Raw genomic sequence first — 15,168 nt, 5'->3', positions numbered from 1 at the left:
CAGGCGGGCCCAGCCGCCACCCGAGCTCCGGCCGCGGTCATACCGGCGCGCTCGGGGGCGGTCAGCGGGCGGGCCGAGCCGTCATCCGGCCCTCGGCCGGGCGCGGGCCGCCGCCACGGGCGCTCCCATCGCCTCGCGCACGCTGGTCCGGATGTCATCCGGGCTTCGGCCGGGCGCGGGCCGCCGCCACGACGAGCGCGCCCGCGACCACGCCCGCGATGAACGGCGAGGGCACCAGCAGCAGCCCGCCCAGCAGGCACCACCCCGCCAGCGCCCACCCGAACGCGGCGGGCACGGCCACCTCGCGCCCCGCGAGGTGCCACAGCAGGCACCCGAACAGGATCAGCGGCACCGCGAAACTCCCCGGCCCGCCCCAGAAGGCCGCCGAGTTACGCAACGCCCCGACCGTCACCTCACCCGGCAGCAACGGCACCGCCGCCCACACACCCCGCCGCGCCCACCCGGCGACCTCGTCCCCGGCCAGCACGGTCATCAGCAGCAGGTGCCCACCCCCCAGCACCACCACGATCCCACCGGCCCACCGCACCAGCCGCCTGCGCACCACCGCCGTCACCACGCCCACCGCCCCGCAACGCACCCGGCCCAGCCGCGCCCCCGGTGCCGCGCGGTCGTCGCCGAGCGAACCCCGGGCCGACGCAAGGACGGGACGACTGCCTCGCGGGGACCTCGCCAGAGCGCGAAAGCCGCCACGGACAGGCCCCGAAAGAACGCGATATCGACCCCGAAAAGACTGTGGCGACGCGCGACACCACCCCCGACAAGACGCCCGGACCAGCCGTTCGACAGTGCGGTCTCGGATACCCGCCGCACCCTGGTCGCGACACAAGGCCGGGTCACGAGACTTCGCCCGGATCTGCCATGTTGAGCCTCCCAAAGTTCTATGCTGACCAACACAGGCTATACCGCTCAACACTCGCTCTGCCATCCGGCATACCTGGTTAGATGGACCCATGAGCACCACCACGTCCCGACGCGAGCAAAGGAGCGACGAGAGTCGCAGGCTCCTGGTCGACGCCGCCGCCGCGCTCTTCGCCGAGCGGGGGTATCGGCAGACGAGCTTCGTCGACATCGCCGAACGGGCGGGCATCAGCCGGGGCTCCATCCCCTGGCACTTCGGCAACAAGCTGGGGCTGCTGGAGGCCGTGCTCGACGACCGGCTGCGCGCCCTGCTGACCGGCTTCGACACCGGGGGCGGCGAGCCGCTCGACCGGCTCGCGGAGTTCGTCCGCACGCCGGGCACGCGGTTGTTCATCACGCTGCTCGCCGAGGCCGTGGAGGAGGACTCGCCGATCAGGGAGCACTACGCCCGGCTGCACGGCGCGCTGCGTCAGGGCGTGCGGGCGCTGCTTCCCGTGCTGCCCGAGGGGGTCGACGCGGAGGCGTTCAGCGTGCTGCTGGTCGGTGTGGTGATCGGTGTGCACGCCCAGTGGCGCGTCGCGCCGGAGGCCGTCGACCTCGACGCCTTGGGCGGCGCGATCCGGGCCCTGTATCCGAGGGGGGAGCCGGGCTGAGTCAGCCCGGCCCTGCGGCCTTGCGGGCGGCGAGCGCGGCGACGAGGCGGAACAGTTCGCCGTCGTCGGCGGGCTCAAGGCCGGTCAGCATCGTCACCCTGCGCAGCCGGTAGTCCACCGTGTTGGGATGCAGATGCAGCGCCTCGGCCGTACGCCGTCTGGCCCGGCCGAGCGACAGGTGCAGCTCCAGCGTCTCCAGCAGGTCGGGATGCCCCTCCAGCGGTCGCAGCAGTCCGGCGAGCGCCGCGGTCGCCGCGGTCGGCCGGGTGAGCTGGTACTCCACCAGCACGTCGGCCAGCCGGTACAGCCCGGGCCCCTTGCCGAACCACCGGGCCACGTCGAGCACCTCCCTGGCCTGCCTGAGCTGCGCCGGAACCTCCTCGGGCGCCCCCTCGGCGACCGCCGCCGTGATCGACGTACGGCCCGCCGCAGCCAGCCGTTCGACCAGCGAGTGCGCGGACGGGCCCGGCGCGCCGTCCCAGTGCACGGCCGTCGAGCCCCTGCGTCCCTCCCACGGCACCAGCAACGTGCCGCCGTCGGCGTCGAGCAGGGACAGCACCTCCTCGTCGAGCTCACGTTCGATGCGGCTCAGCCGCCCGTCGCCCTCACCGTCGAAGGCCAGGCTGAGCACCAGGTAGCGGGGCGCGAGCCGAAGCCCGGCCCGTACGGCGAGCGCGTCGCCCGCCTCGCCGCGCAGCAGAGCCGAGACGAAGCGGTACCTGGCGTCCTGCTCCCGCCCTGACGCCCTCCCGCGTTCGGCGAAGTAGGCGGCGGTGATCGCCTGGGCGGCCTTGCGGCCGAAGTCGAGCACCAGCTCGGTACAGGTCAGCACGTCGGCCAGGTCGCCGGGCGCGGCCTCGGCCACCACGGCACGCCAGGCCTCGGCGAACGCCAGCTGGTAGGCCCCGAGCAGCGCCTCGGGCGGGATGCCCGCCTCGGCCCCCTCCGCCGCCGTCTCGGCCAGCCGTTCCCCGGGCAGGTCGGGCACGACGCGGGTACGCAGCGCCTCGGCCAGGGCCTGGAGGTTCTCCTCGACGACGAGGGCGACGCCCGCGCCCAGCTCCTGCCTGGGCAGCGGCCGGTAGCGTGCCACCTCGCTCACGATCCGTTCGACCAGGCGCGGGGCCAGGCTCTCGCGCTCACGGTCCAACCGGCGGTGCGCGGCCACACCGCCGATCGTCAGGGTTCTGGTATCGGTCACAACGCCGTCCTCGTTCGTCTGCGAGTCCGTCCAATAGATTCCCACCCTCGGGCCGCCCAGCATGTAACAGATGACAGAAAGAGTTCGCTTGCCGGAAAAAGCCGGATTCTTCATCAGAAATCCTGGCAATGGGGGAGATCGCCGGGGCGTCGGCTCACCTGGCATCGGGCGGGGCGGGCCGCGCCGCTACGATGGCCAGCGCCGTTGGTGGGTGAGCGAGGGGACCTGACGTGGAGTTGGCCGAGCGGGGCGCGGGATTCGCCGCCTTCTGGCAGGAGCGTCACCTGTGCACGCTGAGCACGGCCAGGCCCGACGGCAGTGTGCACGTCGTCCCCGTGGGCGCCACGCTCGACCTGGAGAGCGCGACGGCCCGGGTGATCACCTCCGGTACCTCGCGCAAGGCCGTACTGGCCGCTCGGGCCGGGGCCGAAGGGGTGGCGGTGTCGCTGTGCCAGGTCGACGGCGCCCGCTGGTCGACGCTCGAAGGCAGGGCGATCGTCCGCGACGACCCCGCGTCCGTGTCCGACGCCGAGGCCCGCTACACCGCCCGCTACCGGCCGCCGAGGCAGAACCCGGCCCGTGTCGTCCTGGAGATCCGGGTGACCCGCGTGCTGGGGAACATGTGATCACTGTCGTCGGGATCGGCGCCGACGGCTGGAGCGGCCTGAGCGCCGCAGCGCGGACCGAGGTACGGGCGGCCGAGGTCCTGATGGGCTCGGCCAGACAGCTCGGCCTGGTGCCGGGCGATCCGGCCGCCGAACGCGTGGCCTGGCCCTCGCCGCTGCTGCCCGCGCTTCCCGCGCTGCTGCGGGAGCGTGCCGGGCGGCGGGTGTGCGTGCTGGCCAGCGGCGATCCCCTGTTCTACGGCATCGGCGCGACGCTGGTGCGGCTGCTCGGGGCCGACGCGGTGCGGGTCGTGCCGCATGCCTCCAGTCTCAGTCTGGCCTGCGCCCGGCTCGGCTGGGCGCACGAGCAGGTCGAGACCGTCAGTGTGGTCGGCAGGCCGCTCGCGGCGTTGCGTGCGCGGCTGGCTCCGGGGCGGCGGCTCGTGGTGCTCGGCTCGGGGCCGGGCACTCCGGCCGCCGTGGGCGCCCTGCTCGCCGAGGCCGGTTACGGGCCGAGCCCGATGAGTGTGCTGGGCGACCTCGGCTCCGAGCGCGAGTCCGTCGTGCGCGGCCTGGCGGAGAGCTGGCCGGAGGGCGACTCGCCCGCGCTGCACGTGATCGGCGTGGAGTGCGTGCTCGCGCCCGGCCGTACCCCTCTCGCGTCCGTGCCCGGCCTGCCGGACGAGGCGTTCGAGCACGACGGGCAGCTCACCAAGCGCGAGGTGCGCGCGGTCAGCCTGTCGCGCCTGGCGCCGGTGCCCGGCGAGCTGCTGTGGGACGTCGGGGCCGGGTCGGGCAGCATCGCCGTGGAGTGGATGCGCAGCCATCCGGCCTGCCGTGCGGTCGCCGTGGAGAGCCGTCAGGAGCGGGCCGACCGCATCGGGCGCAACGCCTCGGCCCTGGGCGTGCCCGGCCTGCGGGTCGTCGTCGGCCGGGCGCCGCGGGCACTCGACGGGCTGCCCGTGCCCGACGCCGTGTTCGTCGGCGGCGGCGCGACCGTGCCCGGCCTGATGACCGCCTGCTGGCAGGCCCTGCGCCCCGGCGGCAGGCTGGTCGCCAACGCGGTCACGATGGAGTCCGAGGCCGTGCTGGGCCGATGGTACGGCGAGCACGGCGGCGACCTGGTGCGCCTGGCCGTGCAGCACGCGGCCCCGGTCGGCGGCTTCACCGGCTGGCGGCCGATGATGCCCGTCACCGTCTGGACGGCCGTCAAGGAGCACATGTGACACCCCACCCGGCCCCTGCCGCCCGCGAGGAGCGCGTATGACCGTCCACTTCATCGGCGCCGGTCCCGGAGCGGCCGATCTCATCACCGTGCGCGGCCTGCGCGTGCTCCGGGCCGCGCCCGTGTGCCTGTACGCCGGGTCGCTCGTGCCCGCCGAACTGCTCGGCGACTGCCCGCCGGGCGCCAGGCTGGTCGACACCGCGGGGCTCACGCTGGACGAGATCGTCGCCGAGCTCGCCGCCGCGCACGAGGCCGGGCTCGATGTGGCCAGGCTGCACTCCGGCGACCCTTCGGTGTTCAGCGCCATGGCCGAGCAGATGCGCAGGCTGGACGCCATCGGCGTGCCGTACGAGGTGGTGCCGGGTGTTCCGGCGTTCGCGGCGGCGGCGGCTTCGCTGCGGCGGGAGCTGACCGTGCCGGGCGTGGGGCAGAGCATCGTGCTCACGCGCACCTCGGCCAGGGCGACGCCGATGCCCGAAGGCGAGGACCTGGCGACGCTGGGCGCGAGCGGGGCGACGATGGTGCTGCACCTGGCCGTGCAGCGCATCGAGGAGGTCGTGCGCGAGCTGCTGCCGCGCTACGGCGCCGACTGCCCGGTCGCGGTCGTGGCCAGGGCCAGCCGGGCCGACGAGGTGATCGTCAGGGGCACGCTCGCCGACGTGGCGGCCAAGGTGCGCGCCGAGGGCATCGTGCGCACGGCCGTCATCGTGGTGGGCCGGGTGCTCGCCGCCGAAGGCTTCCCCGACAGCCACCTGTACTCCGCCGCCAGGTGCCGTACCCCGTGACCGCACGCGTGCTCATCCTGGGCGGCACCGCCGAGGCCAGGGCGCTGGCGGCGCTGCTGGAGCGGCTGCCGGGGCTGCGGGTCGTGTCGTCGCTGGCCGGTCGGGTACGCGATCCCCGGCTGCCGGTCGGCGAGGTGCGCCTGGGCGGTTTCGGCGGGGCGGCCGGGCTGGCGGACTGGCTGCGCGCCGAAGGCGTCGATCGGCTGGTCGACGCCACGCATCCGTTCGCCGCCACGATGACGGCGCACGCGGTCGAGGCCGCTGCGGCGACGGGTGTGCCCCTGCTGGTGCTGCGCAGGCCCGGCTGGACGCGTGGCCCAGGCGACGACTGGCGGCACGTGCCCGACCTGCGGGCCGCCGCCGAGCTGCTGCCCGCACTCGGCTCACGGGTGTTCCTCACGACGGGCAGGCGCAGCATGCCGGTGTTCGCCGGGTGCGCGGGCCTGTGGTTCCTGGCCAGATCGGTCGACCCGCCCGAGCCGCCGGTGCCCGCGCACATGCACGTGCTGCTGGCGCGCGGGCCGTACACGGTCGAGGGTGAGCGTGCGCTCATCGCCGAGCACCGCCTGGACGTGCTGGTGACCAGGGACAGCGGCGGCGCGATGACGACCGCCAAGCTGGTGGCCGCGCGCGAGCTCGGCCTGCCCGTCGTCATGGTGGACAGGCCGCCCCTGCCCGCCGGTGCGCGCCTGGCCGGCACCGCCGAGGAGGCCGCCGCGTGGGCGGCCTCCCCCGTCTCTCAGGCCGGGTAGCGGCGCGGGGTGTAGACGGCGCCGCTCGACGCCACCCGCGTGGTCGAGGAGCCGATCACCAGCAGCGTGCGCATGTCGACCTCGTCCGGGTCGAGCTCGCCCAGCGTGGTCACGCGCACCCGCTCGCCGGGCCCGCCGACGTCACGGCCCACCACGACGGGCGTGCCCGGCTCGCGATGCGCCAGCACCAGGTCGCGGGCGGCTGCCACCTGCCACCTGCGGCTGCGCGAGGCCGGATTGTAGATCGCGAGCACCAGATCGGCCGATGCGGCGGCGCTGATCCGCGCGGCGACGACGTCCCACGGCTTGAGCAGGTCCGACAGCGACAGCACGCAGTAGTCGTGCCCGAGCGGCGCGCCCGCCCTGCTGGCGACGGCCTGCGCGGCGGTCAGTCCGGGCAGCACGCGCACCTCGACATCGGCGTACTTCGGATCGTCGGCGACCTCCAGCACCGCGCTGGCCATCGCGAACACACCGGGATCGCCCGACGAGACCACCGCCACCCGCACACCGGTGAGCGCGAGGTCGAGGGCGTGCGCCGCGCGTTCGGCCTCGACGCGGTTGTCGGTCGGGTGCCGCCGCTGACGCGGGTTCGGCGCGATCCGCTCCAGGTAGGGGCCGTAGCCGATCAGGTCGTCCGCCGCGGCCAGCGCCTCCTGCGCCTCCGGCGTGAGCCACTCGCGACCGGCGGGACCGAGGCCGACCACGACGACCTCGCCCCTGCCGGGCACGGCGCCCGCCGCCTCGGCGCGCAGGCCGTGCTCGGGCGTCAGCGCGCTCGGCAGCAGCGCCAGCGAGAAGTACGGCACCCCGGCGGGATCGACGTCTTTCAGCGGCAGCACGCGCTGGGCGCCGGTGGTGGCCCGCTCGACGTACCACGCCTCCTCCAGCCTGCCCGCCTCGGCGAACGCATCGCGCACCTTCTCGAAGGTACGGCCGAGCTTGAGCACGGCGGCCGAGTCGGTGCGTGCCAGCCGGTCGGCGAGCACCTCGGCGGGCAGCGTGCCCGGCAGCACGGTGAGCGTCTCGTCCCGTTCGACCAGCGGCCTGCCGAGCACGGCCGAGGCGCCGCTCACCGACGTCACGCCCGGCACCACCTCGGTCGGGTAGCGATGGGCCAGCCGCTTGTGCAGGTGCATGTAGGAGCCGTAGAACAGCGGATCGCCCTCGCACAGCACGACGACGTCGCGCCCCTCGTCGAGGTGGGCGGCGAGCTTGGCCGCGCACTCGGCGTAGAAGTCGTCCATCGCGCCCTGGTACCCGCCGGGGTGGTCGGTCGTCTCGGTCGTCACCGGGTACATCAGCGGCTCTTCGATCTGCTCGCCCGGCCGCAGGTACGGCAGGGCGACCGAGCGGGCGATGCTGCGGCCGTGCCTGGCGCTGTGGAAGGCGATGACGTCGGCCTCTCCGATGTACCTGGCGGCCTTGACCGTCACCAGTTCCGGGTCGCCCGGTCCCAGCCCCACGCCTCTGAGGCGTCCCTTGCCCACGCTCACTCCTCCTCGCTCGCGATCGCGTTGAGCGCCGCCGCCGCCATGGCGCTGCCGCCTCTGCGGCCGTGTACCACCAGGTGTTCCAGGTCGCTTTCCGCCAGGGCCTGCTTGGACTCGGCCGCGCCGATGAAGCCCACCGGGACGCCCAGCACGGCGGCGGGGCGCGGTCCGCCCGCCGCGACGAGTTCCAGCAGCCGGAACAGGGCCGTCGGCGCGTTGCCCACCGCGACGACCGCGCCGTCGAGCCGGTCGGCCCACAGCTCGACGGCCGCCGCGCTGCGGGTCGTGCCCAGCCGCTGGGCCAGAGCGGGCACGCGGGGGTCGCCGAGCAGGCAGAGCACCTCGTTGCCCGCCGGCAGCCTGCGACGGGTGACGCCGGAGGCCACCATGGTCGCGTCGCACAGCACCGGCGCGCCGGCCAGCAGCGCCGTACGGGCCGAGGCGACCACGCGCGGGCTGTGGCCGATGTCGGCGGGCAGATCGGTCATGCCGCACGCGTGGATCATGCGCACGGCGACCCTGGCGACGTCGGCGGGCAGGCCCGACAGGTCGGCCTCGGCCCTGATGGTGGCGAAGGACTGCCGGTAGATCTCCGCGCCGTCGCGGATGTAGTCGCTCACATGTCCCCTGCGTGCTGTGTACGGTAGCCGTCCGCTGTGGCGACGAAGTCGGCCGCTGTCTCGCGTGGCCGTCCGCAACGTCGCTCGCATCCCGACCAGTGCACGGGGAGATTAGCGCCCTTTGCCGGACCCGGCGGCATCACCCCCTGCCCTGCCGCCCAGCGCTCGGCGTCGGCCCGTACGTCGGCGAGCGACTTGGCGCATCCCGGGAGCCCGGTGCACGCGCTCACCCCGGCCAGCGGATGCGCCGCATCGGTGATCAGCCCGGCCGCCGCCAGTTCCCCGATCAGCTCCGCCGCACGCCCCGCCTCCTGGTCGGGCACGACGACCGTACGCCACGGGGTGACGATCAGCCCTCCGGCCTGCGCGGACACGGCCGCCAGCAGCTCGGCCCGCGCCGCCGTCAGCCGCCCCAGAGGCGCACCGGCCACCACCGCCACCCGTCCGTCGGGCTGGACGACGCCTCCGACGGCTGGCGGCGTCCCGTCCCCTCCGGGCGCCCGGCCCACCCCCGCGACGCCGCCCAGCCGTACGGCGCAGCGCGAGGGGCCCTCCTGCAGCTCGGCCAGCCGCCAGGCCGCCGAGCCCTGCGCCTCGCGCTCGTCGAGGAAGGCGTGCGCCGCCGCGACCAGCACGGAGGGCACGAGGGCGGCGGGCGCCCGCAGGCCGCTGTCGGCCCCGGCCAGCAGGACGGCCGCCTCGTCCGCCGCGACGGCCACGGCCGTGACGTCGGCACGCAACGCCCGCACGTCGCCCGAACCGTCGTCCAGCGCGAACAGGAACCGCCCGGGCAGCGAGGCCAGCCGAGGCGTCGAGCACACCCGCTCGTCCAGCTCACGCACCGCCTCCCGCACATCCAGCAGGGTGTGCGAGGAGCGCCCGCTCAGCGGCGAGGCGACGATGTTGCGCACGCGCTCGTGGGTGGCCGAAGGCAGCAGTCCGGCCCGGGCGAGCAGGCCGGCCAGCAGCGGAAGGCCGGTCGCGTCCAGCCCTCTGACCTGGATGTTGCCCCGTGAGGTGAGTTCGAGCACGCCGGAGCCGAGCCGGGCGGCGCCGTCCGCGAGGTCGTGCAGCCCGCTCGCGGTGATCGCGCCTCCCGGCAGCCGTACGCGGGCCAGCAGGCCGTCGGCGGCGGCGTGCGCCGACAGCGCACCGGGACAGGCGTCACGTCGTGATCGTCCGGTTTCAGCCACGTTGAGGATGGTAACGCCAGTTTTCTGGGCCGGATCTGTGTGCCATGCTGAGCGCAGGCGACGGCGCAGAAGGAAGCCGGTGAGAAACCGGCGCGGTCCCGCCACTGTAACCGGGGAGCAAGCCCCACCGCAGGCCACGGTCCGGCGACGGACGGGAAGGCCAGGGGTGAGCGCCGATCCGGGAGCCAGGAGACTTCTGCCGTCGTGACACCCACGACCGGGGCGCGGACCCCGAGGGAGGACCTTTCGTGCGTCCCGAGCACCCCACCGTCCTGCTGCTTTCCACCTCGGACACCGACCTGCTGAGCGCACGCGCCAGCGCCGCCGCCTACCGGCTGGGCAACCCGGCCAGGCTCACGGCCGACGACCTGCCGCCCCTGCTCGACGGCGTCGATCTGGTGGTCGTGCGCATCCTCGGCGGCAGGAGAGCCTGGGAGGACGGGCTCGACGCCCTGCTCGCGGGCCCCAGGCCGGTCGTGGTGCTCGGCGGCGAGCAGGCGCCGGACGCCGAGCTCATGGAGCTGTCCACGGTGAGCGGCGGTGTCTGCGCCGAGGCGCACGCCTATCTCGCGCACGGCGGACCGGCCAACCTGGGCGAGCTGCACGCCTTCCTGTCCGACACCGTGCTGCTGACCGGGCACGGTTTCGCCGCCCCCGAGCCCACCCCCTCATGGGGACCGCTGCCGCGCACCGCCGCCGCGACCGACGGCCCCGTCATCGGCGTCCTGTACTACCGCGCGCACCACGTGGCCGGGAACACCGCCTTCGTCGAGACGCTCTGCCAGGCCGTCGAGGCCTCAGGCGGGCGGGCGCTGCCGGTGTTCTGCTCCTCGCTGCGGACGGCCGAGCCCGAGCTGCTGGAGGTGCTGCGCCAGGCCGACGCCCTGGTGGTGACCGTCCTGGCCGCCGGAGGGTCCAAGCCCGCCTCGGCCGGAGCCGGGGGCGACGACGCCGCCTGGGACGTGGGCGCGCTCGCCGGGCTCGACGTGCCGATCCTGCAAGGCCTGTGCCTGACGACCAGCCGCGAGGCGTGGGAGGCCAACGACGACGGCCTGTCCCCGCTGGACGCCGCCTCGCAGGTGGCCATCCCCGAGTTCGACGGGCGCATCATCACCGTGCCCTTCTCCTTCAAGGAGATCGACGAGGACGGGCTGACCGTCTACGTGGCCGACGAGGAGCGCGCCGCCAGGGTCGCGGGCATCGCCGTACGGCACGGGCTGCTGCGGCACGTGGCTCCCGGCGACAAGCGGATCGCGGTGATGCTGTCGGCCTACCCGACCAAGCACTCCAGGATCGGCAACGCGGTCGGGCTGGACACCCCGGCCAGTGTGGTCAAGCTGCTGGCCGTGCTCCAGCAGGAGGGCTACGACCTGGGCGAGGGCTTCCCCGGCGTGGCGGACGCCGACGGCGACGCGCTGATCCACGCGCTGATCGCGGCGGGCGGCCAGGACGCCGACTGGCTGACCGAGGAGCAGCTCGCGGGCAATCCCGTGCGCATCCCCGGCGCCCGCTACGCCGAGTACTTCGGCACGCTGCCCGCCGCGCTGCGCGAAGGCGTCGAGGAGCACTGGGGCCCCGCGCCCGGCGAGCTGTTCACGCACGAGGGCGACATCGTGCTCGCGGCGCTGCGCGCGGGCAACGTCGTGGTCATGGTGCAGCCGCCGCGCGGTTTCGGCGAGAACCCGATCGCCATCTACCACGACCCGGACCTGCCGCCCAGCCATCACTACCTGGCCGCCTACCGCTGGCTGGCCGACGACTTCGGCGCGCACGCCGTCGTGCACGTCGGCAAGCACGGCAACCTGGAGTGGCTGCCGGGCAAGTCGGCGGGCCTGTCGGCCGCCTGCGGGCCGGACGCCGCGCTCGGGGACGTGCCGCTGATCTACCCCTTCCTGGTCAACGACCCCGGCGAGGGCACCCAGGCCAAGCGCAGGGCGCACGCGGTGCTCGTCGACCACATGGTGCCGCCGATGGCCCGCGCCGAGACCTACGGCGACATCGCCCGCCTGGAGCAGCTGCTGGACGAGCACGCCTCGATCGCGGCGATGGACCCGGCCAAGCTGCCCGCGATCAGGGCGCAGATCTGGACGCTCATCCAGGCGGCCAAGCTCGACCACGACCTCGGGCTGGCCGACCGGCCGCACGACACCGAGTTCGACGACTTCCTGCTGCACGTCGACGGCTGGCTGTGCGAGGTGAAGGACGCCCAGATCCGCGACGGCCTGCACGTGCTGGGCGCGGCCCCGCAGGGCGCCACTCGGGTCGACCTGGTGCTGGCGATGCTGCGGGCCAGGCAGATGTGGGCCGGTCAGGAGTCGCTGCCCGGACTGCGCGAGGCGCTCGGCCTGGCCGAGGACGGCTCGGCCGGGCGGGTGAGCGTCGACGAGGCCGAGGCGAAGGCCCGTGCGCTCGTCCAGGCCATGGAGGACTCCGGCTGGTCGAAGGCCGCCTCCGGCGAGGTCACCGCGCGGGTGCTCGGCGGGCCCGACGCGCTGGTGACGAGCATCCTGGAGTTCGCCTCGGCCGAGGTCGTGCCCAGGCTGGCCCGCACGACCGACGAGCTCACCCATCTGACCCACGCGCTGGCCGGAGGCTACGTGCCCGCCGGGCCGAGCGGCTCGCCGCTGCGCGGGCTGATCAACGTGCTGCCGACCGGCCGCAACTTCTACTCCGTCGACCCGAGGGCCGTGCCCAGCCGCCTGGCGTGGGAGACCGGCCAGGCGATGGCCGACTCGCTGCTGGCACGCTACCGGGCCGACCACGGCGCCTGGCCGCGTTCGGTCGGCCTGTCGGTCTGGGGCACCAGCGCCATGCGCACGGCCGGTGACGACGTGGCCGAGGTGCTCGCCCTGCTGGGCGTGCGCCCGGTGTGGGACGAGGCCTCGCGGCGCGTCACCACCCTGGAGCCGATCCCACTGGCCGAGCTCGACCGCCCGCGCGTGGACGTCACGGTCCGGATCAGCGGCTTCTTCCGCGACGCCTTCCCGCACGTGGTGGCCATGCTCGACGACGCCGTACGGCTGGCGGCCGGCCTCGAGGAGAGCGACGAGGACAACTACGTCAGGGCGCACACCCGCCAGTCGCTGGCCGAGCACGGCGACGAACGCCGGGCCACCCTGCGCGTGTTCGGCTCACGGCCGGGCGCGTACGGGGCCGGGCTGCTGCCGCTCATCGACAGCCGCAACTGGCGCGACGACGCCGACCTGGCCGAGGTCTACGCCGTGTGGGGCGGCTACGCCTACGGCCGCGACCTGGACGGCGTCGAGGCGCGCGCCGACATGGAGAGCACGTACCGGCGCATCGCCGTAGCCGCCAAGAACGTCGACACGCGCGAGCACGACATCGCCGACTCCGACGACTACTTCCAGTACCACGGCGGCATGGTCGCCACCGTGCGGGCGCTGACCGGCAAGGCGCCCGCCGCCTACATCGGCGACAGCACGCGCCCCGACGCGGTGCGCACCAGGACGCTGTCGGAGGAGACCTCGCGCATCTTCAGGGCGCGCGTCGTCAATCCGAACTGGCTGGCCGCCATGCGCCGCCACGGCTACAAGGGCGCGTTCGAGCTGGCCGCGACCGTCGACTACCTGTTCGGCTACGACGCCACGACCGGCGTGGTGGCCGACTGGATGTACGACAAGCTGGCCGCCACCTACGTCATGGACCCGGAGAACAGGGAGTTCATGGCCAGGTCCAACCCGTGGGCGCTGCACGGGATCGCCGAACGCCTGCTGGAGGCGGCGAGCCGGGGCATGTGGGAGCACCCCGACCCCGACCTGCTGCAAGGGCTGCAGGAGGTCTACCTCAAGACCGAGGGCGACCTGGAGGAGGGCACCGCGTAGGCGGCATCGGTCAGGCGGGCGGCCAGATGCGGGCTGCCCGCCCAGTGCAGGTGCAGGTAGGAGGCCGTCAGCATGGCGTCGCCGTACCCGTCGCCGCCGCCCTCCCAGGAGTAGAGGCCGCCCGGCGGGTGTACGGCCGTGCGGTGGAACTCGTGGCCGCGCACGCGTTCGCCCGTGCGGGTGAGCAGGCTCGGCGCCGTGGCCGTGGCGTCGCGGTAGCCGAGGGTGAGCCTGGGCGTCATCGCCGCATCGGCCGGGATACGGCCGCACATCGGCAGGCCGTCGAGCGAGCGGCACAGGTAGAGGAGTCCGGCGCACTCGGCGGCGATCGGCCCGGGAAACGCGGCGATCTCGCGCTTGAGCGGCTCGTTGGCGGCCAGTTCGGGCGCGTACAGCTCGGGGAAGCCGCCGCCGACGACGATCGCGGCGGCGCCTTCGGGCAGGCGCTCGCGCAGGGGGTCGAAGACGGCGATGTCGGCGCCCGACGCCCGCAGCAGCTCACGCTGCTCGGTGTAGCCGAAGGTGAACGCGGCTCCCCCTGCCATCGCGACCACAGGACGGCTCCGGCGGGACCCGCCCGGCGCTCGCACGCCGTCGAGCGCGCCCTGCGCCGACCACGGCGTCGTGTGCAGGCGTGGGGCCGAGTTCGCCAGCCGTACCAGGGCGTCGAGGTCGCACGACCTGGCCACCAGCTCGCCGAGCCTGGCCACGGCCTCGACGGCCTCGGCGCTGCGCTCGGCGGCGGGGATGAGGCCGAGGTGGCGCGACGGCGTCTCGACGCTCTCCTGCCTGCCGATCGCGCCCAGCACCGGCACACCGCGCTCGGCCAGGGCCGCCCGGCACAGCTGCTCGTGCCTGGCCGAACCGAGCCGGTTCAGCACCACGCCGCCGAAGCGCAACGCCGGGTCGAACGAGGCGAATCCGTGCACCAGGGCGGCCACCGACCGGCTCTGCCTGGCCGCGTCGACCACCAGCACGACCGGTGCGTCCAGCAGCCTGGCGACGTGAGCGGTCGAGGCGGTCTCGCCGGAGCCGACGCCGTCGAACAGGCCCATCACGCCCTCGACCACGGCGATGTCGGCCCCGGCCGCGCCGTGCGCGAACAGGGGGGCCACCCGGTCCTCGCCGACCAGGTACGGGTCCAGGTTGCGGCCGGGGCGGCCAGCGGCCAGCGCGTGGTAGCCGGGGTCGATGTAGTCGGGGCCCACCTTGTGCGGGGAGACCCGCAGGCCGCGCGAGCGCAGCGCCGCCATCAGACCGGTGGCCACCGTCGTCTTGCCGCTGCCCGACGAAGGAGCCGCGATCACCAGCCGTGCTACCACTCGATGCCCTTCTGTCCCTTCTGCCCGGCGTCCATGGGGTGCTTGACCTTGCCCATCTCCGTCACCAGGTCGGCCAGCTCCAGCAGCCTCGCGGGCGCGTCCCTGCCGGTGATCACCACATGCTGGCCGCCCGGCCTGGCCTTCAGCGTGTCCAGGACGTCGTCGAGGTCGATCCAGCCCCACTTGAGCGGGTAGGTGAACTCATCCAGCACATAGAAGCGGTAGCGCTCGGCCGCCAGGTCGCGCTTGATCTGCTCCCAGCCTTCGCGGGCCTGCTCGGCGTGGTCGTCGCCGGTGCCGGGCCGCTGGATCCACGACCAGCCTTCGCCCATCTTGTGCCAGGTCACCTCGCCGCCCTCGCCGCTGGCGCCGAGCACGGTCAGCGCGCGTTCCTCGCCGATGCGCCATTTGGCCGACTTCACGAACTGGAACACGCCGATCGGCCAGCCCTGGTTCCAGGCCCGCAACGCCATGCCGAACGCCGCGGTCGACTTGCCCTTGCCGGTGCCCGTGTGCACCATGAGCAGCGGTCTGGTCCTGCGCTGGCGGGTGGTGAGCCCGTCGTCCGGCACACTGTCCGGCTTTCCCTGCGGCATGC

General features: G+C 74.4%; 13 protein-coding genes and 1 riboswitch. Of the genes, 6 read left to right on the top strand and 7 right to left on the bottom strand.

Annotated features, from left to right (window positions below; translation table 11 throughout):
• Positions 1–154: 154 nt before the first annotated feature.
• A complete protein-coding gene (locus ACTWNK_RS20510) occupies positions 155–577 on the bottom strand; it encodes a DUF6463 family protein (protein WP_474305988.1) in 423 nt (140 codons plus the stop codon).
• 394 nt (positions 578–971) lie between these two features.
• Here ACTWNK_RS20510 and ACTWNK_RS20505 point away from each other — a divergent pair, with 394 nt between their 5' ends.
• On the top strand, positions 972–1,532 hold the full coding sequence (locus ACTWNK_RS20505; protein ID WP_474305987.1) for a TetR/AcrR family transcriptional regulator: 561 nt from the start codon (positions 972–974) through the stop codon (positions 1,530–1,532).
• A gap of 1 nt (position 1,533) precedes the next feature.
• Here the strand turns inward: ACTWNK_RS20505 and ACTWNK_RS20500 are convergent, their stop codons facing one another.
• On the bottom strand, positions 1,534–2,733 hold the full coding sequence (locus tag ACTWNK_RS20500; RefSeq protein WP_474305986.1) for a PucR family transcriptional regulator: 1,200 nt from the start codon (positions 2,731–2,733) through the stop codon (positions 1,534–1,536).
• 230 nt (positions 2,734–2,963) lie between these two features.
• On the opposite strand from ACTWNK_RS20500, the gene ACTWNK_RS20495 reads away from it, so the two are divergent.
• Genes ACTWNK_RS20495 through ACTWNK_RS20480 form a run of 4 tightly spaced genes read left to right on the top strand, consistent with a single transcriptional unit; the run spans position 2,964 to position 6,100 of the window.
• Complete coding sequence (locus ACTWNK_RS20495; RefSeq protein WP_474305985.1) at positions 2,964–3,359, top strand: pyridoxamine 5'-phosphate oxidase family protein; 396 nt, start codon at positions 2,964–2,966, stop codon at positions 3,357–3,359.
• Positions 3,356–4,564, top strand: coding sequence for a precorrin-6y C5,15-methyltransferase (decarboxylating) subunit CbiE (cbiE, locus tag ACTWNK_RS20490; protein ID WP_474305984.1), 1,209 nt, complete (start codon positions 3,356–3,358; stop codon positions 4,562–4,564). The genes ACTWNK_RS20495 and cbiE overlap by 4 nt, the downstream gene beginning before the upstream one ends.
• A 37-nt stretch (positions 4,565–4,601) precedes the next feature.
• On the top strand, positions 4,602–5,348 hold the full coding sequence (cobM, locus tag ACTWNK_RS20485; RefSeq protein ID WP_474305983.1) for a precorrin-4 C(11)-methyltransferase: 747 nt from the start codon (positions 4,602–4,604) through the stop codon (positions 5,346–5,348).
• On the top strand, positions 5,345–6,100 hold the full coding sequence (locus ACTWNK_RS20480) for a cobalt-precorrin-6A reductase (protein WP_474305982.1): 756 nt from the start codon (positions 5,345–5,347) through the stop codon (positions 6,098–6,100). The genes cobM and ACTWNK_RS20480 overlap by 4 nt, the downstream gene beginning before the upstream one ends.
• Here ACTWNK_RS20480 and ACTWNK_RS20475 read toward each other — a convergent pair.
• Genes ACTWNK_RS20475 through cobG form a run of 3 tightly spaced genes read right to left on the bottom strand, consistent with a single transcriptional unit; the run spans position 6,088 to position 9,406 of the window.
• Positions 6,088–7,596 carry a precorrin-2 C(20)-methyltransferase gene (locus ACTWNK_RS20475; protein ID WP_474305981.1) on the bottom strand — a complete coding sequence of 503 codons (1,509 nt, stop codon included), beginning with the start codon at positions 7,594–7,596 and terminating at the stop codon, positions 6,088–6,090. The two genes, ACTWNK_RS20480 and ACTWNK_RS20475, sit on opposite strands and share 13 nt — an antisense overlap.
• Complete coding sequence (locus ACTWNK_RS20470; protein WP_474305980.1) at positions 7,593–8,213, bottom strand: precorrin-8X methylmutase; 621 nt, start codon at positions 8,211–8,213, stop codon at positions 7,593–7,595. The genes ACTWNK_RS20475 and ACTWNK_RS20470 overlap by 4 nt, the downstream gene beginning before the upstream one ends.
• Positions 8,210–9,406 (bottom strand): precorrin-3B synthase, encoded by a 1,197-nt coding sequence (gene cobG / locus ACTWNK_RS20465; protein WP_474305979.1) that lies wholly within the window; start codon positions 9,404–9,406, stop codon positions 8,210–8,212. The genes ACTWNK_RS20470 and cobG overlap by 4 nt, the downstream gene beginning before the upstream one ends.
• 20 nt (positions 9,407–9,426) lie before the next feature.
• Positions 9,427–9,617: riboswitch (cobalamin riboswitch) on the top strand.
• Between the two features lie 37 nt (positions 9,618–9,654).
• Here cobG and cobN point away from each other — a divergent pair.
• On the top strand, positions 9,655–13,248 hold the full coding sequence (cobN, locus tag ACTWNK_RS20460) for a cobaltochelatase subunit CobN (protein ID WP_474305978.1): 3,594 nt from the start codon (positions 9,655–9,657) through the stop codon (positions 13,246–13,248).
• Here cobN and ACTWNK_RS20455 read toward each other — a convergent pair.
• Positions 13,206–14,570: a cobyrinate a,c-diamide synthase gene (locus ACTWNK_RS20455; protein ID WP_474305977.1), complete on the bottom strand. Its 1,365-nt coding sequence runs from the start codon at positions 14,568–14,570 to the stop codon at positions 13,206–13,208. The genes cobN and ACTWNK_RS20455 overlap by 43 nt on opposite strands.
• Positions 14,564–15,166, bottom strand: coding sequence for a cob(I)yrinic acid a,c-diamide adenosyltransferase (cobO, locus tag ACTWNK_RS20450; RefSeq protein ID WP_474305976.1), 603 nt, complete (start codon positions 15,164–15,166; stop codon positions 14,564–14,566). Before cobO ends, ACTWNK_RS20455 begins: the two co-directional genes overlap by 7 nt.
• Between the last annotated feature and the right edge of the window lie 2 nt (positions 15,167–15,168).

This window comes from Nonomuraea sp. IBHARD001 (genome assembly GCF_056106265.1).
The sequence above is the reverse complement of the archived record's forward strand: the minus strand, read 5'-3'. Positions and strand labels throughout refer to the sequence as shown.

Excerpts from the sequence above, each read along its gene's own strand:
- ACTWNK_RS20505 (WP_474305987.1), top strand. The coding sequence starts at position 972 with ATGAGCACCACCACGTCCCGACGCGAGCAAAGGAGCGACGAGAGTCGC.
- cobM (WP_474305983.1), top strand. The coding sequence starts at position 4,602 with ATGACCGTCCACTTCATCGGCGCCGGTCCCGGAGCGGCCGATCTCATC.
- cobO (WP_474305976.1), bottom strand. The coding sequence starts at position 15,166 with ATGCCGCAGGGAAAGCCGGACAGTGTGCCGGACGACGGGCTCACCACC.